General features: G+C 71.4%; 33 protein-coding genes. 15 read left to right on the top strand and 18 right to left on the bottom strand.

The window, feature by feature from the left end; all coding sequences use genetic code 11:
* Window positions 1-85: 85 nt before the first annotated feature.
* Window positions 86-535, bottom strand: a complete 450-nt coding sequence (locus AB0F40_RS10200; protein WP_357466296.1) for a MarR family transcriptional regulator — start codon at window positions 533-535, stop codon at window positions 86-88.
* Window positions 536-606: 71 nt separating this feature from the next.
* On the opposite strand from AB0F40_RS10200, the gene AB0F40_RS10195 reads away from it, so the two are divergent.
* Complete coding sequence (locus tag AB0F40_RS10195; RefSeq protein ID WP_357466294.1) at window positions 607-972, top strand: VOC family protein; 366 nt, start codon at window positions 607-609, stop codon at window positions 970-972.
* Window positions 973-1,021: 49 nt separating this feature from the next.
* Here the strand turns inward: AB0F40_RS10195 and AB0F40_RS10190 are convergent, their stop codons facing one another.
* Window positions 1,022-1,522 carry a pyridoxamine 5'-phosphate oxidase family protein gene (locus AB0F40_RS10190; RefSeq protein ID WP_357466292.1) on the bottom strand — a complete coding sequence of 167 codons (501 nt, stop codon included), beginning with the start codon at window positions 1,520-1,522 and terminating at the stop codon, window positions 1,022-1,024.
* Between the two features lie 170 nt (window positions 1,523-1,692).
* Here AB0F40_RS10190 and AB0F40_RS10185 point away from each other — a divergent pair, with 170 nt between their 5' ends.
* The gene (locus AB0F40_RS10185; RefSeq protein ID WP_357466290.1) at window positions 1,693-2,778 is read left to right on the top strand and encodes a phosphotransferase; all 1,086 of its coding nucleotides are present in this window, start codon (window positions 1,693-1,695) and stop codon (window positions 2,776-2,778) included.
* A gap of 50 nt (window positions 2,779-2,828) precedes the next feature.
* Here AB0F40_RS10185 and AB0F40_RS10180 read toward each other — a convergent pair whose 3' ends face one another.
* Entirely contained in the window at window positions 2,829-4,001 is a 1,173-nt protein-coding gene (locus tag AB0F40_RS10180) for a TDT family transporter (protein WP_357466288.1), read from the bottom strand.
* Window positions 4,002-4,051: 50 nt separating this feature from the next.
* On the opposite strand from AB0F40_RS10180, the gene AB0F40_RS10175 reads away from it, so the two are divergent.
* Window positions 4,052-4,978: a LysR family transcriptional regulator gene (locus tag AB0F40_RS10175; protein WP_357466286.1), complete on the top strand. Its 927-nt coding sequence runs from the start codon at window positions 4,052-4,054 to the stop codon at window positions 4,976-4,978.
* Window positions 4,979-4,998: 20 nt separating this feature from the next.
* Here AB0F40_RS10175 and AB0F40_RS10170 read toward each other — a convergent pair whose 3' ends face one another.
* Complete coding sequence (locus tag AB0F40_RS10170) at window positions 4,999-5,370, bottom strand: helix-turn-helix domain-containing protein (protein WP_357466284.1); 372 nt, start codon at window positions 5,368-5,370, stop codon at window positions 4,999-5,001.
* Window positions 5,371-5,452: 82 nt separating this feature from the next.
* Between AB0F40_RS10170 and AB0F40_RS10165 the strand changes: the two genes are divergently transcribed.
* From AB0F40_RS10165 to AB0F40_RS10150, 4 genes are read left to right on the top strand one after another with little or no spacing between them, the layout of a single operon-like run.
* Window positions 5,453-5,863 carry a Rid family hydrolase gene (locus AB0F40_RS10165; protein ID WP_357466282.1) on the top strand — a complete coding sequence of 137 codons (411 nt, stop codon included), beginning with the start codon at window positions 5,453-5,455 and terminating at the stop codon, window positions 5,861-5,863.
* Between the two features lie 43 nt (window positions 5,864-5,906).
* Entirely contained in the window at window positions 5,907-6,071 is a 165-nt protein-coding gene (locus AB0F40_RS10160; protein WP_357466280.1) for a hypothetical protein, read from the top strand.
* The gene (locus AB0F40_RS10155; RefSeq protein WP_357466278.1) at window positions 6,071-6,793 is read left to right on the top strand and encodes a DsbA family oxidoreductase; all 723 of its coding nucleotides are present in this window, start codon (window positions 6,071-6,073) and stop codon (window positions 6,791-6,793) included. Before AB0F40_RS10160 ends, AB0F40_RS10155 begins: the two co-directional genes overlap by 1 nt.
* Complete coding sequence (locus tag AB0F40_RS10150; protein ID WP_357466276.1) at window positions 6,790-7,365, top strand: TetR/AcrR family transcriptional regulator; 576 nt, start codon at window positions 6,790-6,792, stop codon at window positions 7,363-7,365. Before AB0F40_RS10155 ends, AB0F40_RS10150 begins: the two co-directional genes overlap by 4 nt.
* 36 nt (window positions 7,366-7,401) lie before the next feature.
* Here AB0F40_RS10150 and AB0F40_RS10145 read toward each other — a convergent pair whose 3' ends face one another.
* Window positions 7,402-7,686, bottom strand: a complete 285-nt coding sequence (locus AB0F40_RS10145) for a hypothetical protein (RefSeq protein WP_357466274.1) — start codon at window positions 7,684-7,686, stop codon at window positions 7,402-7,404.
* Window positions 7,687-7,788: 102 nt separating this feature from the next.
* Between AB0F40_RS10145 and AB0F40_RS10140 the strand changes: the two genes are divergently transcribed.
* Window positions 7,789-8,496: a haloacid dehalogenase type II gene (locus tag AB0F40_RS10140; RefSeq protein WP_357466272.1), complete on the top strand. Its 708-nt coding sequence runs from the start codon at window positions 7,789-7,791 to the stop codon at window positions 8,494-8,496.
* Window positions 8,497-8,513: 17 nt separating this feature from the next.
* Here AB0F40_RS10140 and AB0F40_RS10135 read toward each other — a convergent pair whose 3' ends face one another.
* Entirely contained in the window at window positions 8,514-9,593 is a 1,080-nt protein-coding gene (locus tag AB0F40_RS10135) for a hypothetical protein (RefSeq protein WP_357466270.1), read from the bottom strand.
* Window positions 9,594-9,707: 114 nt separating this feature from the next.
* Here AB0F40_RS10135 and AB0F40_RS10130 point away from each other — a divergent pair, with 114 nt between their 5' ends.
* Complete coding sequence (locus tag AB0F40_RS10130; protein ID WP_357466268.1) at window positions 9,708-10,367, top strand: helix-turn-helix domain-containing protein; 660 nt, start codon at window positions 9,708-9,710, stop codon at window positions 10,365-10,367.
* 36 nt (window positions 10,368-10,403) lie between these two features.
* Here the strand turns inward: AB0F40_RS10130 and AB0F40_RS10125 are convergent, their stop codons facing one another.
* Genes AB0F40_RS10125 through AB0F40_RS10115 form a run of 3 tightly spaced genes read right to left on the bottom strand, consistent with a single transcriptional unit; the run spans window position 10,404 to window position 12,543 of the window.
* Window positions 10,404-11,291 carry an NmrA/HSCARG family protein gene (locus tag AB0F40_RS10125; protein ID WP_357466266.1) on the bottom strand — a complete coding sequence of 296 codons (888 nt, stop codon included), beginning with the start codon at window positions 11,289-11,291 and terminating at the stop codon, window positions 10,404-10,406.
* A gap of 11 nt (window positions 11,292-11,302) precedes the next feature.
* Entirely contained in the window at window positions 11,303-11,569 is a 267-nt protein-coding gene (locus AB0F40_RS10120) for an alpha/beta hydrolase fold domain-containing protein (RefSeq protein ID WP_357466264.1), read from the bottom strand.
* Window positions 11,570-11,604: 35 nt separating this feature from the next.
* Window positions 11,605-12,543 carry an NADP-dependent oxidoreductase gene (locus AB0F40_RS10115; protein ID WP_357466262.1) on the bottom strand — a complete coding sequence of 313 codons (939 nt, stop codon included), beginning with the start codon at window positions 12,541-12,543 and terminating at the stop codon, window positions 11,605-11,607.
* A gap of 112 nt (window positions 12,544-12,655) precedes the next feature.
* Here AB0F40_RS10115 and AB0F40_RS10110 point away from each other — a divergent pair, with 112 nt between their 5' ends.
* Window positions 12,656-13,156 (top strand): MarR family transcriptional regulator, encoded by a 501-nt coding sequence (locus tag AB0F40_RS10110; RefSeq protein ID WP_357466260.1) that lies wholly within the window; start codon window positions 12,656-12,658, stop codon window positions 13,154-13,156.
* Window positions 13,157-13,229: 73 nt separating this feature from the next.
* On the opposite strand, the gene AB0F40_RS10105 is transcribed toward AB0F40_RS10110, so the two are convergent.
* The 4 genes from AB0F40_RS10105 to AB0F40_RS10090 form a co-directional block, all read right to left on the bottom strand.
* Window positions 13,230-14,468 (bottom strand): Dyp-type peroxidase, encoded by a 1,239-nt coding sequence (locus tag AB0F40_RS10105; RefSeq protein WP_357466258.1) that lies wholly within the window; start codon window positions 14,466-14,468, stop codon window positions 13,230-13,232.
* Entirely contained in the window at window positions 14,468-15,043 is a 576-nt protein-coding gene (locus AB0F40_RS10100) for a copper chaperone PCu(A)C (protein ID WP_357466256.1), read from the bottom strand. The genes AB0F40_RS10105 and AB0F40_RS10100 overlap by 1 nt, the downstream gene beginning before the upstream one ends.
* Before the next feature lie 11 nt (window positions 15,044-15,054).
* Complete coding sequence (locus AB0F40_RS10095) at window positions 15,055-15,711, bottom strand: copper resistance CopC family protein (protein ID WP_357466254.1); 657 nt, start codon at window positions 15,709-15,711, stop codon at window positions 15,055-15,057.
* A gap of 124 nt (window positions 15,712-15,835) precedes the next feature.
* Window positions 15,836-16,525 (bottom strand): hypothetical protein, encoded by a 690-nt coding sequence (locus tag AB0F40_RS10090; RefSeq protein WP_357466252.1) that lies wholly within the window; start codon window positions 16,523-16,525, stop codon window positions 15,836-15,838.
* Window positions 16,526-16,737: 212 nt separating this feature from the next.
* Here AB0F40_RS10090 and AB0F40_RS10085 point away from each other — a divergent pair, with 212 nt between their 5' ends.
* Together AB0F40_RS10085 and AB0F40_RS10080 are read left to right on the top strand one after the other, a co-directional pair.
* A complete protein-coding gene (locus AB0F40_RS10085; protein ID WP_357466250.1) occupies window positions 16,738-17,496 on the top strand; it encodes a CHRD domain-containing protein in 759 nt (252 codons plus the stop codon).
* Between the two features lie 5 nt (window positions 17,497-17,501).
* Entirely contained in the window at window positions 17,502-18,245 is a 744-nt protein-coding gene (locus AB0F40_RS10080; protein WP_357466248.1) for a class F sortase, read from the top strand.
* Window positions 18,246-18,333: 88 nt separating this feature from the next.
* Here the strand turns inward: AB0F40_RS10080 and AB0F40_RS10075 are convergent, their stop codons facing one another.
* The 4 genes from AB0F40_RS10075 to AB0F40_RS10060 all read right to left on the bottom strand — a co-directional run bounded on the left by AB0F40_RS10075 (window position 18,334) and on the right by AB0F40_RS10060 (window position 21,420).
* On the bottom strand, window positions 18,334-19,077 hold the full coding sequence (locus tag AB0F40_RS10075) for an alpha/beta hydrolase (protein WP_357466246.1): 744 nt from the start codon (window positions 19,075-19,077) through the stop codon (window positions 18,334-18,336).
* A gap of 208 nt (window positions 19,078-19,285) precedes the next feature.
* Window positions 19,286-20,119, bottom strand: a complete 834-nt coding sequence (locus AB0F40_RS10070; protein WP_357466244.1) for a C40 family peptidase — start codon at window positions 20,117-20,119, stop codon at window positions 19,286-19,288.
* Window positions 20,120-20,227: 108 nt separating this feature from the next.
* Window positions 20,228-20,686: a hypothetical protein gene (locus tag AB0F40_RS10065; protein ID WP_357466242.1), complete on the bottom strand. Its 459-nt coding sequence runs from the start codon at window positions 20,684-20,686 to the stop codon at window positions 20,228-20,230.
* A gap of 86 nt (window positions 20,687-20,772) precedes the next feature.
* Window positions 20,773-21,420 carry an NAD(P)H-binding protein gene (locus AB0F40_RS10060; protein ID WP_357466240.1) on the bottom strand — a complete coding sequence of 216 codons (648 nt, stop codon included), beginning with the start codon at window positions 21,418-21,420 and terminating at the stop codon, window positions 20,773-20,775.
* 97 nt (window positions 21,421-21,517) lie between these two features.
* Here AB0F40_RS10060 and AB0F40_RS10055 point away from each other — a divergent pair, with 97 nt between their 5' ends.
* A complete protein-coding gene (locus AB0F40_RS10055; protein WP_357466366.1) occupies window positions 21,518-21,901 on the top strand; it encodes a helix-turn-helix domain-containing protein in 384 nt (127 codons plus the stop codon).
* 99 nt (window positions 21,902-22,000) lie between these two features.
* Here the strand turns inward: AB0F40_RS10055 and AB0F40_RS10050 are convergent, their stop codons facing one another.
* Window positions 22,001-22,840, bottom strand: coding sequence for a helix-turn-helix transcriptional regulator (locus tag AB0F40_RS10050; protein ID WP_357466238.1), 840 nt, complete (start codon window positions 22,838-22,840; stop codon window positions 22,001-22,003).
* Between the two features lie 212 nt (window positions 22,841-23,052).
* Here AB0F40_RS10050 and AB0F40_RS10045 point away from each other — a divergent pair, with 212 nt between their 5' ends.
* Together AB0F40_RS10045 and AB0F40_RS10040 are read left to right on the top strand one after the other, a co-directional pair.
* Entirely contained in the window at window positions 23,053-23,997 is a 945-nt protein-coding gene (locus AB0F40_RS10045; protein WP_357466236.1) for an SDR family oxidoreductase, read from the top strand.
* 97 nt (window positions 23,998-24,094) lie between these two features.
* A complete protein-coding gene (locus tag AB0F40_RS10040; RefSeq protein ID WP_357466234.1) occupies window positions 24,095-24,442 on the top strand; it encodes a zf-HC2 domain-containing protein in 348 nt (115 codons plus the stop codon).
* Window positions 24,443-24,445 lie beyond the last annotated feature (3 nt).

Here is a 24,445-nt window from a genome sequence, read left to right as displayed (position 1 = left end):
GCCGAGCACCGGCCCGACCGACTCAGAGCCTGCGGCTCGTGGTGCGCCATCGACCCGTACGAAGTCCAGCGCCCGGGCCCCTAGCTCAGCTGCCCCCGGCCGCGAGCGCGTCCCGGCAGTCGGCGAGGTCGTCCCGCAGCCGGAGCAGCCGCTGGCCGTCGAACGCCTCCGTCATGCGGCGCACGATCCCCGAGACGAGTCCCTGCGCCTCGTCGAGGAGCGCGGTGGCCGGCTCGGTGAGCGACGCCGCGAGTTCCCGGCGCGGCCCAGGCTGGTCGGAGCGTTCCACCAGCCCTCGCTGCACGAGCCCCTGCAGCAGCACGTTCATGGACTGCCGGGACACGAACGCCCGCCGGGCCAGCTCGGAGCTGGTGATCCCCGGGCTGTCGTGCAGCGCGCGGAGGCAGGCGTACTGCGCCACGTTGAGCCCGAGGGGCCGCAGCACCTCGTCCATGCGCTGGTGCAGCACGGCCTGGGTCTCCTTGATCAGGACCCCGAGCTCCTCCGGCAGTGCGACCTGACCATCATCCGTCATGTCAATAGTTTGACACATCCTCCCGTCCAGTGTCAGGCTATTGACACTTCCCATCATGAAGGAGCTCTCCTATGACTACCGGACCCGACTTCGTCTCTTTCCAGGTGCGCGACCTGGAGGCCTCCGCGGCGTTCTACGAGAACGTCATCGGCCTGCGGCGGGTACCCGCACCGAACCCCGAGGCCGTGGTGTTCGCCTCCCCCGGTGCCACGTTCGCCGTGCGCACGCCGCTCCCCGGCGTCGACCTCGACACCGGCGTGCAGCTCGGCGCCGGCATCGGCGTGTGGTTCCACGACGACGACACGGCGGGGCTCCATCAGAAGCTCCGCGACCTGCCGGTGCCGATCGTGCAGGAGCCGTTCGACGGCCCGTTCGGCACGACGTTCTCGTTCCGCGACCCCGACGGCTACGTCGTCACCGTCCACAGCAAGGCCTGACGAGCAGCGGCCGGGCGGCCAGGACGGCGGACAGCGGGCGGCACGCCGCTCAGGCCCCCTGCCGCTCCGCCCGCCGCCGCACCAGCTCGTCGACCGCGCTCGGCAGGGTCGTCTCGAAGTCGATCAGCTTGGCCCACGTCGGCGTCACGACGATCCGCACCATGCCGTCGGTGTAGAGCGAACGCACCTCCGCCTCCCACTCGACCCGCTGCTCGGCCGTCATCTCGTAGGTCGTGTTCGCCTCGAGATACTCGTCCGGTATGCCGTCGACGGGGTCCAGCTCCGCACGACCGCGGACGAGCAGGATCTTGGGCGGGTGCGCCTCGGTGTCCACGGTCAGGGCGACCATCGGGTTCTGCCGCAGTGCCGGGAGCTTGGGAGCGTTCTTCGTGGTGCACATGACGATCTGCGTCCCGTTCCACACGAACGCGATCGGTACGTTGCGGGGCGTGCCGTCCTTGGCCACGTAGGCGAGGCGCGTCAGGTCCCGGCTGAGCAGGTCCTGGCTGAGCGGCCGGTTCAGGATCTCGCTGACCTCGTGCGGTTCCATCGTCATCACTCCTGTCGGGGGGCGGCTTCTCGTAGCCACTCTTACTCCGGGGACGGAGCGGAGGCCAGGTTCTCGACATCCGCATCAAGAACGGAATTTCATTGTTCTCGCGGTCGTGGTCGGATGTCCCTCGTCCGAGACTCCACAGCACCGTTGCCGTGAGGAACCTGATGACTGAGCGTGTCCTGCCCGACGCCGACACGGTCGAGGCCGCACTGGCCTCGCACGACGGCCCATGGGGCGCCGGTGCGCGGGTGCTCTCCGTGCGGGACCTGTCGACCGGTCTCGGACAGGCGGCGGTCCTCCGGGTCAGCGTCGCGCCGCCGCACGCCCCCGCCTCGCCGTGGATCGTCAAGATCCTCGGCTGGGGTCGCCAGACGCTGCTGGACTCGCGCGACCGCCTGCTGGACCGCCGCGAGGCGCACTTCTACGCCAGTGGCATCTCCGACCTGCTCCCCAGCGGGCTGACGACGCCACCGGCCGCGACGGTGTTCAGGCACCACGACCTCACCTGGCTCGTCATGCGCGACATCGGCGCCGTCCTGCAGCAGAGCTGGACGCCTGACTCCGCCACGATCGCGGCCCGGCGCGCCGCGCTGCTGTACGTCCCGGGATCCGTGCGGCCCGGCCTGCTCGACGCTCCCTGGCTGGAGCTGGCGGGCTACGCCGCCTATGCCCATCACGTTCCGGCAGGCCACGACAACCTCGATGCGCTGGCCGACGACACGCGGCTCCGGGCGCTGTTCAGCCCCGAGCAGGTGCGCAGCCTGCACGCCTGCCTGGACGCGGCCGAGGACCTGGGCGCACGTGCCGCGGAGCTGCCCATGACGCTGGTGCACGGTGACCTCACACCTCGCAACGCAGGCCTGGACCCGTACGGTGCGCTCGCCCTCATCGACTGGGAGCACGTGGGCGTCGGCCCGGTGGGCTTCGACCTGGGCACCTTCGTCTCGCTCTACCGCGCCTTCGGCGGCAACGGTGAGCTGGACGAGCCCGCCCTGCTGGAGGCCTACGGACGGGCGGTCAGGGACCTTGCCGGTACCGACCTCGGCCCCGCCGCGGCCCTCGGGTTCGCCACCGCGCACCTGACCTGGGGCCTGCACCTCCGCCTGGGACCCGGCCTGACGGCGGTGCGGCAGGGCCTCAACCGCGACGCCCCGGCGAAGCTCGCCGCGCACCTCGACGACATCCGGTCGGGCTGCCTGCGTGCGCTGTCCTGGGCTCCCGCGGCCGGGGTCGGCGCCGTGCACCGCTGACCGCCGCCACCGGCCGCCACCGGCGGCCGAGCAGCAGTCCGCACGGACACTCAACCCACGGTGGTCATGGTGCGCACCGCACCGAGCGCCTCGGCCGGCACCGGCACCGCCGTCGGCTCAGCGCCCGGCGCCTCCACCGTCGCCGCGGCCGCCGACACCTGCGGCACGGCCCGCTGCCCAGCGAGACTGTCCCACGCGGTCCGGACGGCGACGGTCACCCACGCCGCCACCAGGCCCACGAAGAGCAGCACGGACAGCACCACCAGCGCCGTCAGCCCCGTGTGGACGGCCAGCCCGGCGGTCGCGGTGACACAGGTCCCGACGGGGAACGTGAACGACCACCAGGTCAACGAGAACGGCAGTCCCCGGACGGCGGCACGCACGGTGATCGCGGTGGCGATGGCGGCCCACATCAGGGCGAAGCCCAGCACAGAGACCCCGAAGACGATGGCGAAGTACATCAGCCCGCGGTCGAAGCTCGCCCCGAGCGTGCCGGCGGCGTTGGCCGCCAGCAGGTTCGCGGCGGTGACCGACTGCCCGAGCGGGCCGAGCGTTATCCACAGGGTGGGGACCATCCTGCTCGCGCCCACCTGATGGTGCATCAGCCGGCTCCAGAGCTGGGGAAGAATCACCACCGACGCGATCAGGCTCAGCCCGAACATCGCGTAGCACGCCAGGAGCATCGTCTCGCGGGCCTGCCCTGGTGAGAGGTACGGCAGCAGGAGCGCCCCCGTGGCCGCGGACACCATGGGCGGGACGACCGGCATGAGCCATCCGGCGAACGCGGCGTCGGCCGGGTTCTGGTGGCGCGTGAACGCGAGGTACGGCACCGCGACCGCACTGACCAGCCCGCCGACCGTCCCCACCGACCAGAGCACCGTGTCGATGGCGACGGCGACGTCGAGCCCCACCACGTCGCGCCCGACGAGGAGCGTCCCGGCACCCACGGTGAGCAGCGCCATCGGCGGCGCTCCGTAGAAGTGCGCCATCACCGGGTCGGAGTGATGTGCGCGCGCGGCCACGGGGTGGCGCACCCAGTGCAGCACCGTGGCGGTCAGGAGGAAGACGAGCATCGCCGACGCGAGCAGCCAGACGCCGAGCGCACCCTGACGCAGGCCCGGGAGCTGCACCGGCAGTGTCACTGCGGAGGTGGCGACTATCCCGGTCCCCATCACGGAGGCGAACCAGTTCGGGGTCACGTGGGCGATGCTGAAGCGGGCCATACGCCTCAGTCTCCCCACGGGGCTACCCTCCCGGTATCCTCCATCTCATTGTGGAACCACAACCTCACGTTGTAGCTGGGAGCGGGGTCGACCTGCCGGCGCTCCGGCTCCTCTCGGCGATCGCGGAGGTCGGGTCGATCACCGCGGCCAGCCGAACGCTCGGGATCACCCAGCAGGCGGCCTCGACCCGGATGCGCCGGCTCGAGCGGCAGCTGGGGGTCACCCTCCTGGTCCGGGGGCCACGCGGCAGCTCGCTCACGCTCGACGGCACCATGGCGGCACAGTGGGCCGCCGAGACCGTGGAGGCCGCCGACCGGTTCGACGCCGGCGTCGCCGCGCTGCGCCTGGCGGGACAGGCCAAGCCGCTGGCCATCGCCGCGAGCCTCACGGTCGCCGAGTACCTGCTCCCCCGCTGGCTCATGACGCTCAGGGGCCGGGACCAGGCCGAGCACGCCGTCTCCGTGACCGCCACGAACAGCACGCACGCGATCGAGCTGGTCACCGACCGCAGCCACCAGCTCGGCTTCGTCGAGACGCCGACGGAGATTCCCGGCCTCCTCACCACCACCGTCGCCAAGGACGAGCTGGTCGTCGTCGTCGCACCACAGCACGCCTGGGCCCGACGCCGCGGCGTGAGCGCCGCCGAGCTCGCGCGCACGCCGCTCGTCACGCGCGAGAAGGGCTCCGGCACCCGGCTCAGCGCGGAACAGATCCTGGCCGACGCCGGGCACGAGATCCCGGACCCGCTGGCCGAGCTGCCGACGACCGCTGCCGTCCGCACGGCCGTCGCCTCCGGTGCGGCACCGGCCGTGCTCAGCATCCTGGCGGTCCGGGACGACCTGACGGCAGGGCGGCTGGTCCGCGTCCCCGTCAAGAGTCTGCGCTTCGTCCGCGAGCTGCGCGCCATCCGCTCCCCGGGTGGGGCGCCGCTGCGACAGCTGGAATCGCTGCTCTCCATCGCGGCCCGGAACGTCTGAGCCGACGGCGCTCCGGCCGCTCAGTCCCCGTCGTCGAACCGCTCGCGTGCGCGCTCGACGTCGGACATGTGCTCGGTGCTCCAGTGGAACAGCGCGTCGATGAGCTCCTGGATCGACCGGCCGAGCGACGCGATGCGGTACTCGACGGCGATCGGCCGTGAGCTCACCACGACGCGGTCGACCATCCCGTTGCGCTCGAGGCGCCGCAAGGTCGCCGTCAACGACTTCTGCGTCACCACGGGGATCGCCCGGCGCAGCTCGTTGAACCGCAGGGGCTGCTCGCACAGCTCGTCGAGCACCTGCAGCGACCACTTGTCCAGGACCTGGTCGAGCAGCTCTCGATGGTGGACGGAGATCTGGATGCGCTCGGCAGGTTCGGTGGTATCCGGCATGAAACCTAGTCTCGTTGAAGTTCCCTTCGGACACCAAGTACACATGGGATACCTGCTTGGCCCATCAGCGAAAGGACCTCCCATGACCGTGCAGCTGCTCACTCCCGAAGGCATGTTCCAGCCGGTTCCCTACCACCACGTCTCGATCGGCACCGGCAGCCGCCACGTGCACGTAGCGGGCCAGATCGCCCGCGACGGCGAGGCGAACCACATCGCGACGGACGACCTCGCCGGCCAGGTGGCGCAGGCACTGCGCAACACGGCCCGCGGGCTCGCGGGGGCCGGCGCGACCTTCTCCGACGTCGTCCGCCTCCGGTTCTTCGTCACCCACTGGAGCCCCGAGAAGATCGACGACTTCATGGCCGGCATCACGAGCGTGACCGAGGAGCTGGCGCTCCCGCAGCCGCTGCCGCCGCTCTCCGCCATCGGCGTCGACTACCTGTTCGAGCCCGACGTGCTGGTCGAGGTCGAGGCGTACGCGATCCTCGACTGACGATCTTGACGTCGGGGTCAAGATCAGCCTAGGGTTCTTGACCATGACGTCAAGTAATGCGATCGCGGAGTCGGCCCCGGTGGTCGACGTCCCCGCAGAGAAGACACCGGAGGCCGTCGACGGCGGCCCTGCCGCCCCCTCACCGTTCGAGCTGCTGGCCACCGGCGAGTCGTTCGGCGTCTGCGACGTGGACGGAGTGTGCTCCTGATGGCCGGCGAGGCGTTCGACCAGGCGACGGACCGGCTGGTGGTCGACGTGTGGAGCGACGTGATGTGCCCGTTCTGCTACATGGGCGACACGCTGCTGGCGCAGGCGCTGGAGAAGTTTCCGCACGCCTCCGGCGTCGATGTCCGGTACCACAGCTTCCTCCTGATGCCGCAGCTGTCCGACGACGACGCACCGGTCAGCCCGACCGACCTGCTGTCGGCCAAGCACGGCCTCCCGCGTGAGCAGGCGCAGGCGATGAACGACCAGGTCACCGAGCGTGCGCGGCAGATCGGGCTGGACTACCGCCTCGAGCAGGCCCGAGCCGTCGGAACCCGCACCGCGCACCAGCTCAGCCACTTCGCGGCGACGCAGGGCAAGCAGCACGAGATGGTCCAGCGGCTGTTCCAGGCGTACTTCACCGAAGGGCTCAACGTGGCGGACCACCAGGTCCTGGGCGACCTGGCCGCCGACGTCGGCCTGGACCGCGACGCCGCGCTCGCCGCCCTGACGAGCGGGCAGTTCGCCGACGCCGTCGAGGCGGACATCGAGCAGGCCCGGCAGTACGGCATCCAGGGCGTGCCCTTCTTCGTGTTCGCCGGCAAGTACGCCGTCTCAGGCGCGCAGCCGGTCGAGGCGTTCCTGCAGGCCCTCGACACGAGCTGGACCGAGACCGTCGGCTCGCCCGCCGCTGCCGACAGCACATCGGCAGGCGCCGGCCGATGACGGCGGACCCCCCGCGGCTGCGCGCCGATGCGCGGCGCAACGTCGAGGGCATCCGCCTGGCTGCCCTCGACGTGTTCCGCGCGCACGGGCTCAACAGCCCGCTCGACGAGGTCGCGCGCGCGGCGGGTGTCAGCAAGGGCACCATCTATCACCGCTTCGGGGGCCGGCAAGGGCTGATCGACGCGGTGGTCGAGGAGCTGGTCGCCGAGCGCATCATGGGCATCATCACAGCGGTGAGCGCCATCGAGGACCCGGTCGAACGGTTCGAGAGCTACCTGCGGCAGATCTGGCTGCTCCAGTACGACGAGCCCGCCGCCAACGACGTCCTGCTGCGCTCCCTGCCCGGCTCCGAGCCGGTGGCCGCGCTGTGCGAGCACGCGAACGAGGTCGCGGGAAACCTGCTCGGCGACGCCCAGGCGACCGGCGTGATCCGGGACGACATCACCGCCGAGGACGTCTACCTCCTCATCTGGGAGCGCGGGATCATCGCCCGCTCCTGCGCCCAGCAGCCCCGGGACGGCTACCGCCGGCGCCTCGAGTACACGCTCCGCGGCCTGCGCAGCGGTCGGTAGCCGACGTCCGCCCGGCCGGACCGTTGCGCGGCAGGCTCACCTCCGCACCAGCTTGAAGAAGGTGCTGTCGCCACCGCCCGAGCGCGCCGCCTGGTAGAGAAACGCCAGGCCCTCGTCGTCGAACTTCTGGAACCAGTCGTCCCAGTCGATCGGCTCGAGCTGGTCCTCGCCTGCGCCGCCGGGAAAGTCGATGCGCAGCACACCGGCCTCGCCGCCTTGCTCCGTGCCTCGGACGCTCGCCGGGGTCCCATCGTTCTGCTCGACCCAGCGGCGGATCTCGTCGTGGTCGGTAGTGGTCCTGCTCTCCGAGCTGTCAGCCATGTCTCCTCCTGGTTCCGGGGCTGCCTTCCACGGTAGGCAGCACGCCCGCACTGGCAACCGCGGCCCCGTCCGACCACCGCCGCGTTCGTCTACGGTGAGGACATGGAACCTGCGACCACGGGGACGGTCCGGCCAACCGTTGTCTTCGACGTCCTGGGCACGCTGGTCGACCAGACCGGGAGCATGGAGCGACGCGTGTCCGCACGGACCGGAGTCGACAGCGGCGCGGCGGCGGAGGTGGCCCGCCGATGGCTGCGGCACGTCGCCGAGCAGGAGCGCGCGATCGTCGAGGGGCGGCGCGCGTTCGTGCCCAGCCACGAGCTGGACCTGGAGGCCTTGAGCCTGCTGGTCCGCGAGCGCCTCCTGTCCTTCGACGACGTCGAGCGGCTCACCGACGCGTCGGAGTGGCTGGAACCCTGGCCGGACACCGTCGCGGGGCTGGAGCTGCTCGCGGCCGACTGCACGGTGCTCGGCCTGTCGAACGCGAGCCGCCGGGTCCTTGCCGGACTGAGCGCCCACGCGGGGCTGCGCTGGCACCAGCTGCTGTCGGCGCAGGACGCGGGTACCTACAAGCCCGGCCCCGAGGTGTACGAGGTGGCGATGGCCAGCGCCCCGGCCGCCTCGGGCGTGCCGTTCATGGTGGCCGCGCACGCATGGGACCTGCGGGCGGCGGCCGCGGCGGGGATGCGGACGGCGTACGTGCCCCGCGCCGACGGCGATCCGGCCGGCCCTGGCGACACGTTCGACCTGCGGGCGACGAGCCTGCTGGACCTGCACGCGCAGCTGCTCGACCTGACCGGGACCGCCTGACCGTCGCACCCGCGCGGTCAGACGAAGGTGCCGCCTGCCTCCACGGCCAGGTCGGGCCCGAACGCGACCCCTGGCGTGTACGTACCGGGCTTGCCCTCACCGCGGACGAGGCGTGCCGCGACCCCAGCGGCGACGGCGGCGGTGAAGTCCATCGCCTCGCCGGCCCGCAGCCAGCCTTCCCGCTCGGTGCCGTCGGACCAGGTGACGACCGCGTGGCCCCAGGTGTGCTCGCGGGGTCGCGGTGCGGCCTTGACCGCCATCCGGCCGAGCCGGTCGACGATCAGGCGTCGCAGGGCGGGCACGGACAACAGCGCTCCGAGCGCCGGCAGCAGCGCCCGCACCACGGGTGATGCCGGGACGAGCGTCGAGGTGGCGATCACTGACGGTGCGCCGCTCGCGGCTCGCGCCCCGTAGAGCTCTCCGCTGGGGCCGCCGACGCTCGTGACGGCCTCGCCGTCGGGCAGGGTGAGGCGGTAGGTGTCGGCTCCGAGCCTGCTGCGCACGAGCCGGCCGCCCTCGTAGCGGCGTCCGCCCGTCGCGATGACGTCGACCATGCTGGCGGCCAGGGCCGTTCCCAGCCGGCCCTCCTCCATGGCGACCGACGCGAGCGCGTCCACGCGCACCCTGGCCGGAGCCGGGCGGCCCGCGCACAGCCTCGCCACGACGGCCTCGGTGCCCAGCACGCCGAATCCCGCGCCGGTGACCAGGGTGCTCCCCGCGCTGATCGCGTCCTGATGGAGCTCGGCGAGCTGCGTCATCGCGTCCAGGTCGGAGGCGAAGTCGACGTAGTGGCCACCCGGCAGGCAGGCGCGGACGATGGGCAGCGCCGTCCGTGCGTAGTCGCCGATGGTGTTGACCACCACGGCGGGCCGCTCCCGGGCGATCTCGGCCGCGATCTTCTCGGCCGTGTCGGCGACGACCACCTTCGCGTCCTCGCCCAGCCCGAGCGTCGCACCGACCTGTCGGAGCCGTTCCCGGCTGCGCCCCACCAGCACGGGCGGCACCCCGTCCCGCATCAGCCGGGTCGCCACCGCCCTGCCGGTCCGTCCCGTCGCGCCGAGCACCCACACCTCGTCGGACCGATTGCTTGGTTCCATGACAGATCTCCTGTTCTCGGCCCGGCGAGCGCCGGGCACAGTTGATGACACCGTGTGTCATCACTCAGGCTAGCACTGACGGCACAGAGTGTCATCGGTGCTAGGCTCGGAGGCATGGCGAGATGGGATCCCGGAGCGCAGGAGCGCCTGACCGAGGCCGCGCTCGACCTGTACCTGGAACGCGGCTACGACAACGTGACGGTCGCGGACATCGCCGAGCGCGCCGGCCTGACCCGCCGTTCCTACTTCCGCTACTTCGCGGACAAGCGCGAGGTGCTGTTCCCCAGCGCGGAACGGCTGCCCGAGATCGTGCGCGAGGCCGTGCTCGCCGCGGACCCTGCGGCCGCACCGCTCGCGGCGGTCCTCGACGCGCTCCACCAGGTCGGCGCACAGGTCGCCGAGCACGTGGACCACGCCAACGCCGCCCGACGCCGGGCGGTGATCGATACGAGCGCCGAGCTTCAGGAACGCGAACGATCCAAGTCCGCCGCTGTCGCCGCCGCGATCGACGAGGCTCTCCGGCAGCGTGGCACCGGGCCCGGCACGGCAGCGCTGGTCGCACAGGTCGGTTCCGTGGTCCTTGGCCTGGCCTTCCGCCGCTGGGTCAAGTCCGACGCCGCAGGGTTCTCCGCCGGGCTGTACGCGGTCGTCGACGACCTCAGGGCGTCGCTGGACGACGCCGGCACGACCGCGCACCTGGACCCGGCGGGGACCCCTCCGCCCGAAGGGCTCCAGAGACGTGGATGCGCTCCGTTCTCGCCGCCGCGGGAGTGATGAACGCCTCGAACCGCAGCGGGTGCCCGTGGTCGGTCAACGCAGCGCTCCTCGCTCGGCCGGCTCCTGCCGGCGCTGCGTGCCCAGCCATGACCGGAGGTCGCTGGCGTCCGCGATCAGCGAGCGTGAGCGCGGCAGGTCAGCCTGGTACGCGGAACCCTCGGCGAACCAGCGGAACATGGCCTTGAGGTCCTCGTCGTCGCCGAGGTACTCGGGCGGGATGGTCTCGAACCGCGCCGGCACCCCGAGGATCTCGCCGGCCTGGGCCGCGACGCGGTCGAGCGTGAGCTCGTCACCAGCGACCTCGATCGCGTCGCCGTCGATCGCGCCCGGCTCGAGCAGGAGCCGGGCGGCCGCGCGGCCGATGTCCCGTACGGCGATCATCTGCACCGGCACGTCGCCCGGCATCGGCATCCGGATCACGATCTCGCCGTTTTCGCCGGGCGCGAGCTGTGCGGTCAGGTTCTCCATGAAAAAGGTCGGTCGCAGGATCGTGGCCGGCACGAGGGCGCGCAGCCGCTCCTCCACCTCGAACTTGCTCTCGAAGTGGGGTATGCCCGTCTCACGCTCGGCGCCGCCCACCGAGGAGTAGACGACGTGGGAGACGTTCGCCCGGGCGGCGGCGTCGGCGACGGCGTGCCCGCGACGCACCTCGCCCGCCGTACCGTCGGGGCCCTCGAACGTCGTCATGTAGAAGAGGGTGGCGACGTCGGCGAGCCCTTCGGCGAGCGACCGGTCGTCCTCCTGGTCCGCCCGCACCACCTCGGCGCCGGCCGCGTGCAGCGCGCGGGCCGCGGCGGAGCCGGGGTCCCGAACGAGTGCGCGGACCGGGACGCCGGCGTCGCGCAGGGCGTCGATCACGCTGCGGCCCTGCTGACCGGTGGCGCCGATGATAGCGATGGGGGTCTGCTGTGCAGAGGTCATCTTGGTTCCGTTCAGAGAGACTTGAGTACGCGGACGCGGTCGGCGACCGCGCGGTGTGCCACATCGGAGTCGGGGGCGATGGCGTCGAACTCGTGGGGGACGCCCGGGCGCAGGTGGAACTCAACCTCGACGCCGGCGCGGCTCAGTGTCGTGGCGTAGGCGGTGTCCTCGTCGCGGAACGCGTCGAGCTGACCGACCTCGATGTTCGGGCCGCCGCGCTCACGCGTGAGGATTGGGGCGAGCGCCGCGGCGAACTCAGGATCGAGACTGAAAGACATGTCGCTACTTCTTTCTGGTGCGGCTCGAAGGAGGATCAGCGGGCGTCGGGGACGGCTACGACCTTGCCGCGGAGCTCGCCGGCGGCCGCCTGCGTGTGGATCGCGGGGAGGTCGCTCAGCGGGACGCGCTGGGCGACGTCGACGGTGAGCTCGCCGCTGTCGACCAGGGCGACCAGCTCGGTGAGCTGGCCGGCGTCGGCGCGGACGAAGACCGCCGCGGTCCGCACTCCGCGCTCGTCGTCGCCGGGCGTGGTCATCCACGCGGTCGTCGCCACGACGACGCCGCCGTCGCGGACCAGGGCGACCAGGGCCGCGAACTCGGTGGGGCTGATGGGTGCCAGGTTGAGCAGGACGTCGACCTGCCCGGTCACCGAGCCGAGGACGGACGACGTCGTGTGGTCGATGACCTCGTCGGCACCCGCAGCCGTGACGCCGTCCCGGCTGCGCGGGCTCGCGGTGGCGATGACGTAGGCACCGGCTCGCTTGGCGAGCTGGATGGCGTACCCGCCCACCGCCCCGCCCGCGCCGACGATCAGCACGCGCTGACCGTCCTTGAGCCCGCCCAGGTCGAAGAGCCCCTGCCAGGCGGTGAGCGCCACGGAGGGCAGCGCGGCCGCGTCGGCGAGGTCGATGCTGGTCGGCGCCTTGACGAGCACGTCAGCGGGGGCGACCACGTACTCCGCCGCGGAGCCGTCCTCGCCCATGGGGATGAACCCGACGACCGCGTCGCCGACCTGGAGGCCGGTCACGCCCTCGCCGATGGCCTCGATGGTGCCCGAGACGTCATAACCGGGCACGTGCGGCAGCGTCACCGGGAACGGCAGGCTGCCGCTCCGGATGCCGTTGTCGGCCGGGCTGACCGCGGAGCCGGCCACCCGGACGAGCGCCTGGCCCTGACCGGCGACGGGCTGGTCGGCGTCCTCGTAGCGGAGGACCTCGGGGGTACCGAACTCGTGGAACCGTACTGCCTTCATGACTGCCTTCTCTCCGTTGGTGCTTCGGATTCGAAGCAACTGGGAGGACAGTAGCACCGCTTCGAGTTCGTAACAAGTGCTTTGAGTTTGCAGCACTCGGTAGGCTGCTGCCATGACCGATCACCCGAATACCCTCGACCCCACCGAGCTCGGTGCGTACTTCGCGCTCATCGAGGTCAGCAGCCTCCTGCGGCACACGGTCGAGCAGCAGCTACGGGAGGCGGGCGACCTCAGCTATGTCCAGTTCCAGCTCCTGGCCCGCCTGGGCGACTCGCCCGACGGCAGCTACCGCATGACCGACCTGGCCGACGGCGTCGTCTACAGCCGCAGCGGCCTCACCTACCAGGCCCAGTCGCTAGAACAACGCGGACTCGTCACCCGCGCACCGTCCCCCGACGACGAGCGCAGCACCACGGTCACGATCACCGAGCAGGGCAGGGACCTCCTCACGAAGGTCTTCCCCGGCCATATCGCCGTGGTCCACGAGCTGCTGCTCGAACCCTTGGCCCAACGGGACGTCGCGGTCCTGGCCGACGTGCTGGGCCAGGTCCGCGACCACATGCGCTCGGCACCCCCGCGTTCGGCGGCGCCGCGTCGCCGCAAGAAGGGCTGACCGCCGCGCCCTCGCTTCAGGCATCACCCATGGGACCGCCCGAGGAGCCCAGAGTTCGTTCCGCCGACCGTTCTCAGGTGAGCAGCGTGTCACCCACGAATCCGCCCTCGGCGCACCCGGGAGGGACGGCGAAGACTGCCGAGCCGACCGGGACGGTCCACTCGTTGAGGAGATCGAGCTGGTCCAGGCGCCGCTGGATGGGGACGAACTGGCGCTCCACGTCTGCCTGGAACGACACGAAGATCAGCCCGGACCTGGAGATGCCCTCCCCCGTGGGCCGATCGTCGTAGTTGTAGGCACGCCGGAAGATCCGCTCCGCCTCGTTCTCGCTGCGCGCCCGGCGCATGTGCGAGAACTCGGGGATCACCGGGAACCCGATCGGTGTGGTGGCCGCGAAGTCGGGTTCGTCGTGCTCTTCCGTGCCGGTCAGGGGCGCGCCGTCGGACAGATATCGCCCCACGGACTGCTCGCGGCCGCCGCGGTCGAGCCGGTCCCACTTGTCCAGGTCCATGCCGATGCGACGCACGACGACGCTCGTCCCACCCGCCAGCCACCCCTCGGCGTTCCACACGACCTGGTCGAAGTCCGTGGAGCCAGGGCTCGGGTTGGACGTGCCGTCCACCTGACCGAACAGGTTGCGCATGGTGGTGCCCGGCTTGACCGTGCCGTGCGCGCGCCGGAAGCCCTGCTGGCTCCAGCGCACCGACGCGAAGCTGCGGGTGTCCTTGAGCAGCATGCGCGCCGCGTGCGCGACGGTCAGCGGGTCGTCCGCCGCGATCTGGAGCAGCAGGTCCCCGTCGCAGAGCTCGGGCAGCAGCCGGTCGACCGCGAACGACGGCAACGCCTTCAGCCAGGCCGGTGCCTGGCCCTGCGCGCGGGCGACGAACGCGGGCCCGAACCCGAACGTGACGGTCAGCCTGGCCGGGGACAGGGCCAGCTCCGGTTCGGAGTCCGCCAGCGCCGGGGTGCCCTGCGTGAGGCGGGCGGCGTCGTCGGAGAGGATCCGCATCATCCGCGCCAGGTCGGCGCGGTCGGTCCCGTCGAGCAGGTCGAGCGCGACGAACAGCCCGTTGGCCTGGGCATCGGTGTCGATACCCGCCTGGTGCGTGCCGTGGAACGGCACCGCCTCCTGGCCGTTCAGGGGTACGGACGCCTCGCCCGCTGACGAGGTCGTGGAACTCAGGGCGTGGTCGGCGCCGATGGCGGCGGCCGCGCCGACGCCGGCGACAGCGCCTCCGAGGAGGAGCTGTCGCCGGGTCGGCCCGGACGTCTCGCCACGGCCGGACCGCGCGCCCTTGTCGGGCGCGCGCATCAGCCGTCCGTGCCCGTGCTGTCGGAGCCCATGTCCATCTCGGGCTCGCCGCCCTCGTAGTTCTCGTTGGCCCCGGAGTAGTCCTTGACGGGTGCCGTGAACTCGTAGGTCGAGTCGTCGGCGAACGTGAGCGTGAAGGTGACCTCCTCGCCCGCCTCCAGCGGGTCGCTGAGGTCCATCAGCATGATGTGGTTGCCGCCGGGCTCCAGGCTGAGCGTGTCGCCGGCGGGGATGACGAATCCGCCCTCGATCTCCCGCATGATCATCTCGCCGGACTCGTTCGCCACGGTCTCGTGGAGCTCGAGCATCGACGAGGCCTCTGTGGTGGCGGAGACGACGGTGACATCGTCGGAGCCGGAGTTCGTGAGCTCACCGAACGCCGCGGACATCCCGGAGTCGGCGGCCTTCACCCAGCCGTCGGAGATGGCCACGCTCTGGTCGGTGCCTTCGCCGGGGGCGGCGTCGGCCGTCGGGCTCTCGGCGGCGCAGCCCGCCAGGGTCAGGGACGCTGCGGCAAGCAGCAGGCCGAGCCCGGTCGTGGTCGTGCGGCGAGAGGTGGTCAGCCAAGCAGACATAGGAGTGCCTTTCACTGTTCGTCCGGCTCGTACGGGTCGATCCCGCTCGAGCCGGTACCGCTCGCGGATCCGCGGCGGCGAAGAAGCTGGACGAGCACGAGCAGCGCCACCGCGACGGCGGCGCCACCCGCACCGACGAGGACGGCCCGGAGGGGCCCTTCGTCCTCCTGTGCGGTCTGAGCCTGTGTACTGCTGCGTGTATCGGTGCCGGTGTCCGGCGTGCTTGCCGCATCGGGCGCTGCGCCTTCGCCGACGACGCCGGCAGGACCGGCGTCGGGCGCACCGTCCTCGGACGCACCGTCACCGACGGTGAACGGCACGACCCCCGAGATGGGATGCCCGTCGGACGAGACGACCCGCCAGCGGATCTCGTAGCCGGCGTCCGGCATCCCCTCGTCGAGGACCGCCGTCACCGTCGGCCCGTCGATCGTCGGCGGCTCGGACACCCAGTCGGTGCCGTCGGCGTCCGCCACCACGATGGCGGCACCCATGTCCAGGACATCGGCGGAGAACGTCAGCTCCACCGTGGACGGCGCCTCGTGCAGCGCCTGATCGGGCGCTGGATCGCTGGACAGCAGCTTGTCGTGGGCGGACGCGGGGGCTGCGGTCGCGAGCACCGCGACGACAGCCACCGCCAGCCCGGCCAGGAACGGACGGGATCGGGGCATGGCAAACCTCTCCTCCGACGCCGGGAACGGCGTCAGCGCACACGGGGGACACACGGGTCCCGCTCGCCCTGCTGGGCGAGCACGGAACAGCACACCGGCACGTGAGGTGCCGGTGATGCAGGGCTCAGACCGCGTGCGGTGCGGGAGGTCCTCTCCGGGACACGGGGGTGAGCCGCGTGCTCGGGTGCAGCGGGCGGAAGGTCTCGGCGAGCACCCGCGGGAGCCGGGGAACGACGAAAGGGCCCGGCGCCGCAAGGGGGACCCACCCGCGCAGCAGCCAGGCGGCCGTGCGCTCGGCGAGCTCACGCAGGCGCAGCAGCATCAGCTCGCCGCGGTACAGGACGGTGATGGTGACCACCGCAGCCACGGCATGCCAGATCCACATCGTGGCGCCGTCGTGCGCCATGCCGGACGCGTGCCCGGCCTCCCGGACGACCGGGTCGGTCGCCAGTCGCATCGCCTCGTGCCCCGCGTGGGCCGACAGTCCGGCGGACGGCGAAGCGGCGTCCGTTGGCGTGCCCAGCATGAACAGCACGTGGAAGAACAGCTGGCTCGCCACCACGGAGGCGGACAGCCTCGGCAACGACAGCTGCCGCCCGGACCAGGCCATGCAGACCGGGAGCGACAGTGCCAACGGGACGACGATCCCCAGCGGGCCGGGCAGCTGCCCACCGCCGGCGAGGTGCGAGGCCAGTGCGACGAGTGTCGCCGACGTCCCCGCGAGCCCACCGCGCAGGACACGCGCACGCGTCGCGTGGTCGTCGCGGGTGTCCATCCGGCTGCGCTCCAGGTCGTGGTGGTCCGGCACCGTCATCTCAGGACGAGCGGCGGCCGGGCTCGGGTCGAAAGCAGCCTAACGCCCGATCGCGACGCCGGAGCCACATCAGATTCAAGCGCCTGACCAGGCCTAAGGAAGTTGCCTCACATTTTTCTGCCTCCGGCCCCATCCGGACCGGCCCACCGCTCCGAACCCTCGATGCCCAACAACAGGCGGCACCTCGTCGCCGGTACACAGGAGGATTCCTCATGCGTAAGACACGACTCGCGGCCATCGCGGCCAGCGTCGCCCTCGTCGGCCTGCCCCTGGCAGCCGGGCCTGCCAGCGCCGACGACCACGGCGGTGAGCTCACCGCCGAGCTCAGCCAGCTCAACGACTCGGGTGCCTCCGGCACCGCGTGGGCCAAGGTCGACGGCACCAACGTCGAGATCAGCCTCGAGACCAAGGGCCTGCTCGACGGCGCGCCCCACGCCCAGCACATCCACCTCGGCGGGCAGGGCGTCTGCCCGGCCAACGACCAGGAGGGCAGCGGCTTCGAGGGTGCCCTGCAGACCAGCGACGCGGCCGACCAGTACGGCGCCGTCGCGGTGTCGCTGACGAAGGAGCCGGGCAAGACCGGTGCGGACGCTGCGCTCGACGTCCCGAACTTCCCCGCCGGGGCCAGCTACACGTACTCGCGGACCATCGAGGTCTCCGAGGAGATGGCCAAGCAGATCGCCAACGGTGAAGGTGTGGTCGTCGTCCACGGTGTCGACCACGACGGCTCCGGCAAGTACGACGGCGACACGAAGTCGGACCTCGACCCCGAGCTGCCGTCCGAGGCGACCGACCCGGCCGCCTGCGGTGAGCTCAACGCTGCGCAGATGAGCATGCCGCACGGTGGCGTCGAGACCGGTGGGGCCGACACGTCGGGCATCGAGTACCCGGTCGCGCTCACCTTCGGCGCCCTGGCGCTGGGTCTCGGCGGTATCGGCCTCTTCGCCGCCCGTCGCCGCGCCACCAACTGACGCACATGGGATTCGGGCAGCACAGCGCACGTCGCCGCCGCCACACAGTGGTGGTGGCGGCGTGCGCCGCCCTGATCGTCGTCGGTGGCGGCGCTGTCACGTGGGCCGCCACCCAGCAGGTGGAGTCGCCGCCGGCACCACCGGCGGCGAGCAGCACGGCGCAGGCACCGCCCGCGTCGAGCACCGCTCCGGAGAATGACCCCGCGGAGGCGTCGACGTCGGCTCCCTCGACTGCGGGGTCGAAGCCGACCGCGGGGAGCTCGACCTCGTCACCGGAGGTGGAGCCGCTGCCCGCCTCGCCGCCCGTCGCGGTACGCCTCCCGGGCATCGATGTCGAGTCGCCGGTCCACGGACTCGGCCTCGACGAGGAGGGGAAGCTTCAGGTCCCCTCAGGGGAGCGCTACAACGAGGTCGCCTGGTACGACGGATCACCCACGCCCGGTGAGGTCGGCCCAGCCGTCCTCGAGGGGCACGTCACCGGCACCGGCTACGCCCCCTCGGTCTTCTTCGAGCTCGGCAACACCCGCAAGGGCGACCGGATCGAGGTCGACCGGGCCGACGGCAGCACCGCGACCTTCGAGGTGACCGAGGTCAAGAGCAGTCCGAAGGACGACTTCCCTCGCATCGACGTCTACGGCGCGACCGACGGCCCCGAGCTTCGGGTCATCACCTGCGGCGGCACCTTCGACAAGGACGCCGGACGCCATCTCGACAACGTGATCGTCTTCGCGAAGCTCGTCAAGAGCTGACTCGCGACAGCGGCATCGTCGACTCCGACCGCAGTGCCGGGTGTCATGGTCTGGGCCATGGCACCCGGCACTGCTCGTGGTGGGCAGCTCAGCCCGCGTGGACCAGGTGCCGGGCGAAGAACCGGGTGGTGCTGTCCAGCTCGTGGAGCGGCAGCCGGTCCGCGTGCTTGCCCGGGTTGGCGTGCAGGGTCTTCTCCGCCGATCCCAGCGCATCGAACAGGGCCAAGGACCGGTCGCGCGGGACTCGTTCGTCATCCCACTGGACGAGGAACTCCACCGGCACGGTGATCCTCCGTGCGAGGTCGGCCGCGGTTCCAAAAGCACCGCCGAGGCCCAGCACCGCTGCCGTGACCCGCGGTTCCGCCGCGACGAACGGCACGCCGAGGCCACAGCCCAGCGAGATGCCCCAGTAGCCCACGGGGCCGGTGCCGACGTGGTCGAGGTCCTGGAGGGCGTCGAGGACCGCGCGCCACTCGGGCACGGTCTGACGCGCGGCCAGCTCCTGGAAGCCGGCGATCACGGACGAGAGCTCCTCGCCCGCCGCCACGCGAGCCCGGTTCTCCTCGACGATGCGGTCGTACTGCTCGTCGGTCCGGTCGCCGTGGTTGGGCACGTCGACGGCGACGGCGGCAAAGCCGAGCTCGGTGACGAAGTGGTGTGCCTGGAAGACGACGCCAGGTGCTTTCTTGTGCTGGCCACCACCGTGCCCCAGCAGGACCAGGGGACGGGGACCGGTCGCGTCCTGAGGCGTCCACAGCACGCCGGGGACGTCGCCGAGCTGGAAGATCTGTTCGCGGACGCCGTCGGACGACGTCGGGGAGCTGAAACGCATAGCGATCAAGCCTTTCGAGAGCCTTCTGCGGGCGCTCCCTACGCCATGCGCGGGAGGGAGCTCCGACCTGACTGTGTGTTGATCGGTCTCACCTCCTCGGTACGCGGCACTGCACGGCGGACGCCGAACATAGCACGAGCCGTGCCGCCTGCTTCGTCGGCGGTCGGACGTGAGGGGCGGGCACGAACCCGCCCCTCACGCCAGGGCGTCAGCCGACCCGCAGGACGACCGGGTTTGACTGCCAGACCTCGGTGTACCGGACGGACTTGCCCGGGACAGGTGCCTCGATCTGCATGCCGTCACCGGCGTAGATCGAGATGTGGCCGGGCGACCAGAGCAGGTCGCCGGCCTGGGCCTGGGACCAGGGCACCTCGGTCCCGGCGTATCGCTGCTCCGAGGAGGTGCGGGGCAGGTCAATGCCGACCTGCGCGAAGACGTAGGAGGTGAACCCCGAGCAGTCGAACCCCGACGGGGTCGAGCCACCCCACAGGTACGGCACACCCAGGTACCGCATCCCGATCGACACGACGGCGGAACCCGCCGCCGAGGCGGGGATGTCCACGGCAGCGGCCTCGGCGGCCGCGGCGGCCTCGGCGGCGGCCTCCGCGGCGGCCTCGGCCGCTGCCTCGGCGGCGAGCTCCGCCTGGTACTCGTCGTTCTCCTCGGCCGAGACGACCGACACGGCGGCCGTCTCGACCTTCAGCTCCGCGTCGGGTGCGACGGTGACCACGGGGGCTGCCGCGACCGCTTGGCGGGCCTGGTCGGTGAGGGCATTGAGCTCGGTCGCGTCGAGCATGCCGTTGACGGGCGTGCCGGCCAGCGAGGTGTTGACCGCCGAGGACACCGGCGCCGCGTGGGCCGGTGCGGCGACCAGCGACAGCAGCACGCCGGAACCGGCCGCGGCGACCACGGCGGTGCGGCCGGCGAAGGCAGTGGCCTGCTCGGTGGCGGCCCGGGCGGCGCCGGCCAGGACTGGGCGGTGTGCCGCCCGATGACGACCACGGCCGCGCGCGGCCGGGGTGAGGTTGAAGCTGGGCTCCATGAGAGCTGGGACCTTTCGGATCGGAGTAGAACCACGCGCGCGCCTCGCTTCGGGGCGCGCTGAAATCGGTCGGCAGCGCTATGGGACGGTGCCGACGGGACGGGGTGTCTACGTCCGGGAGATCCCCAGGGCGTGCAGCGACGGCGCTGCCGCTACGGCCACGCCTGACGGAACCCGAGGGGCGTCGTGCGCCAGGTCGGGCACGAGCCATTGCTGGGCGAGGTGCGGGACTCCGGCCAGGTCAGGGAAGGGCGAGAGCGTCCGTTCGTACCGAACGGTTGCCGTGCGGTCTTCCGAGCAGTGGTCCCCGTCCCCGCCATGGTGCCCGCCGTGCTGCCCGTGACCCGGCTCTGTGACCTGGGCCTGGGTCTCTACCACGGCAGGGGCCACCTGGTGCCCGGCCGCTCCATCAAGGTGTGCGCTGTGGTGACCGGCCTCGTGCGGGTGGATACCGCACAGGACCTGCACGCCCAGGACGGCGAGCACGACGAACATGATCGCCAGGAGGCTCGCCGGCTCTCGCCGAGGATCGGCGAGCTGCGAGCGAGCGGCACGGGTCAGGTTCATAGCGTGGCCAAGAGTAACGGAACGGACACGGTGCCGGGCAACACCCCGCCGCCCTCCCGCCCTCTACCGGCACATACCGGCAGCCCTCAGTACGCCAGGTTGACGTGCGCCCGGTGGTGGTTCCCCTGTTCGACGAGGTCGAGGAACCCGAGCGCGTAGTCCGCGCCGGAGATTGCCCCGCCGCCCTCGGGCTCGACGGCGACCTCGTCGCCTACCCGGTACCGGCCCAGCCGCTCACCCGGCGCGAACGAGCCGAACTTTCCTGCCGGGCTCACGAACACCCAGTCGAGCGTCTCCGGGGCGCTGGGCAGGTCGTCGCTGACGAGTGCCGACACGGTGATGAGCTCGGCGTGGAACTCGGCGGGAGCGTGGCTGAGGTCCGCCACGAATCGCGGGCTCCCGGCTGCCGGACGCAGCGACGAGAAGCCACCGACGACGAACAGTGGAACCGCCTCGGCGTCGGCGAGACGCGCGATGTTGCGGTAGACGCCGCGGAAGGAGGCCGCGAGCGCACCACGCGGAGCGAGCGCGCCCACCACGACGTCCGCGCCAGTGATGAGCGACGACAGCACGGTCTCGTCGGACGCGTCGCCCTGGACGTAGCTCACGCCCGCGACGCGCTCGGCGGGAAGCGAGCGACTGAGGACGGTGACCTCGTGGCCGCGTGCGACAGCCTCCGCGACGATTGCCGATCCGGCGTAGCCGGTGCCGCCGATGACGGTGATGCGAGACATGGGGTGCCTTTCGTTCGAGGTCTCCACGGCGGTATCGGCCCTGGACGCACCTCGGTTACCGTAAGTGAGCAACTCTCTCCAGGGAAGAAGGCACCTTGTGGTAACCACATCGACTGGCCAGGTGCTCCACGGCAACCCCTACGACGCCGACTGTCCGTCCCGCCGTATCCTCGACCGCATCGGCGACCGGTGGACCGTCCTGATCATCGGGGTCCTGGGTGAGAGCGATGCCCGCTTCTCAGAGCTTCGGCGCCGCATCGAGGGCATCTCGCAGAAGATGCTGACCCAGACCCTCCGGGGCCTGGAACGGGACGGACTCGTGCGCCGCACGGTCTACCCCGAGGTTCCGGTACGCGTGGAGTACGCACTCACCGACGCCGGCCGGACATTGCTGGATCCGCTCCGGGCACTCCAGAAGTGGTCGATGGAACACCTCAGTGACGTGTCCGCGTCGCAGGAGGCCTATGACCGGAAGGGCTGAACATCTCCCCGCTGCTGCCCGTGAGTGGTCCGTGCACGGCCCGCGATGGGTCTCCAGCGACGCGGGCATGGTTCTCATCGTGGTTTGTCGTCGGTGGGTTCAACGCAGTGCCTGGGCGCCGATGACGGACAGGACCTGCAGCTTCTCGTAGCTCTCCGAGCCGGGCACGGCGGTGTAGACCATCAGCGAGTGGGCCTGGCCCGGGTCGGTCAGCCGCTGGCAGTTGAGCTCCAGGGCCCCTACCTCTGGGTGGACGAAGTGCTTGACCTCGTGCGGGTGGATCCCGATCTCGTGGTCGTCCCAGACGCGCCGGAACTCCTCGCTGCTGTCCAGCAGCAGACCGGCCAGGTATGCGGCCCGGGACTCCGGACCCCGGAGGGTGACCAGCCCACGCAGTCCTGCCGCGTACATCCTGGTCAGGAACGAATGCTCCTCCGGAGCGTAGAGGTCCCGTGCGGCCGTGTCGGTGAACCACCGGTAGCCCATGCTCCGGGCCGGTCCCGTGTACCGGGTCGTGTCGCCGGTGAGCGCGACCCCCATCGGCGTCTGCCGCAGCGTCTCACCGAGCTCGGTGACGATCTCAGCGGGCGTGTCCTCCAGCCGGTCCAGGATGCGCAGCAGCCCGGGGCTGATGTGCTCGCTGGACGTTCCCCGCGGTGGCGGGTTGTGGCCGGCCAGACGAAACAGATGGTCACGTTCGTCGATCGACAGGTGCAGCCCCTGCGCGATCGAGGCGAGCATCTGCTGCGACGGCTGGGGCCCGCGCTCGCGCTCCAGGCGGGCGTAGTAGTCGGCCGACATGTTGCAGAGGGTCGCGACCTCCTCGCGCCGTAGCCCGCTGGTCCTCCGGCGTTGCCCGCGGGGCATGCCGACGTCCTCCGGTTGCAGCGCCTCCCGCCGGTTGCGCAGAAAGCCGGCCAGCCCGGTGCGGTCGATCATGACGCTCCCCTTCCTTCAGTACTGCCTCGTTTCTATCCCGTGCGGAAGGAGCTAACCACGGCCTGGTGATCCCCTCTTGTGGATCGCAGCCCTGACCTGGCGAGCCTGGGATCGGGAGGTCCTGGATAGGTCTCCGGCGTCCGTCAAGGATCGGTGCCATGGCTGAGCACCCGGCTCAGGCCGAAACCCTGACGCACGCAAGGAGCAGAACGATGCCACGTACACCGATCGACATCACCCTCCCCGACCTGTCCGGAAAGCGCGCGCTGGTCACCGGCGCCAGCGACGGCATGGGCCTCGGCATCGCCGGTCGCCTGGCCGCCGCGGGTGCGGAGGTCATCATGCCCGTACGCAACCCGGCCAAGGGCGAAGCCGCGATCAGCAGGATCAAGCGAGCCGTTCCCGGCGCGAACGTCTCGCTGCGCGGCCTCGAGCTGTCCTCCCTCGCCTCCGTCGCCGCCCTGGGCGACACGCTGCGCGAGGAGGGCGATCCCATCCACCTCCTGATCAACAACGCAGGGGTCATGACTCCGCCCGACCACCAGACCACGGCCGACGGGTTCGAGCTCCAGCTCGGCACCAACCACCTGGGCCACTTCGCTCTCGTCGCGCACCTGATGCCGCTCCTCCGCGCCGGCGGTGCCCGGGTGACCTCACAGGTCAGCGTCGCCGCGCGCAGCGGCACCATCAACTGGGACGACCTCAACTGGGAACGCAGCTACGACGGGATGCGCGCCTACCGCCAGTCAAAGATCGCGTTCGGCCTGTTCGGCCTGGAGCTGGAGCGGCGCAGCACGGCCAACGGCTGGGGCATCACCAGCAACCTCTCCCACCCCGGCGTCGCACCGACCAACCTGCTCGCCGCGCGCCCCGAGCTGGGCCGCGCCCAGGAGACCGCCGGACGCAGGATGATCCGCTGGCTCTCGGCCCACGGCATCCTCGCGGGCACCGTAGAGTCCGCGGGGCTGCCCGCGCTCATGGCCGCGACCGACCCCCGGGCCAAGCCCGGCGTCCTGTACAGCCCCAGCGGGTTCGGCAACACCAGCGGCGCACCGGCCGAGCAGCGGATGTACCCCCCGCTGCGCAGTGCCGACGAGGCCGTACGCGTCTGGGAGGTCTCCGAGCAGCTGACCAGGACGGCCATCTCGGCCGCCTGAGGTGTTATCACAGCGGCGTTTCTATGAATCCTCATCCACAGGGAAACTACTGGTAGCCGGTCAAGACCGGACATAGTGTTTCCAGGGGGCACGTTCAGTGACGACGACGAGTGATCTGCGAATCGACGACCTGCTTGGCGCCGAGGACCAGGGCCGCATCGCGGCGCTCCCCTCCGCCCAGCCCGGCCCTTCCGCATCCGACGGCGCGCCCGCCTCAGGCACGGTCGTCCGAGTCACCGGGCCGGCCTGCCGCTCCACCCGTGCCGCCATGCACGACTACCTCGGCAGGCGCCTACCGACCTGGCGCCAGCACGGCGTCGAGGCTCACATGGATGGCTGCGCCACCTGCATCCGCGCTTTCATCGATATCCGCGAAGCCGCCTGGATGCGCCGCGCCGGCACCGACGCAAGCACCGCGACGCTCACCATCACGCGCGCCGGCTGACGG

This window comes from Promicromonospora sp. NPDC023987 (assembly GCF_040639055.1).
Classification (GTDB): Bacteria; Actinomycetota; Actinomycetes; order Actinomycetales; family Cellulomonadaceae; genus Promicromonospora.
The sequence above is the reverse complement of the archived record's forward strand: the minus strand, read 5'-3'. Positions and strand labels throughout refer to the sequence as shown.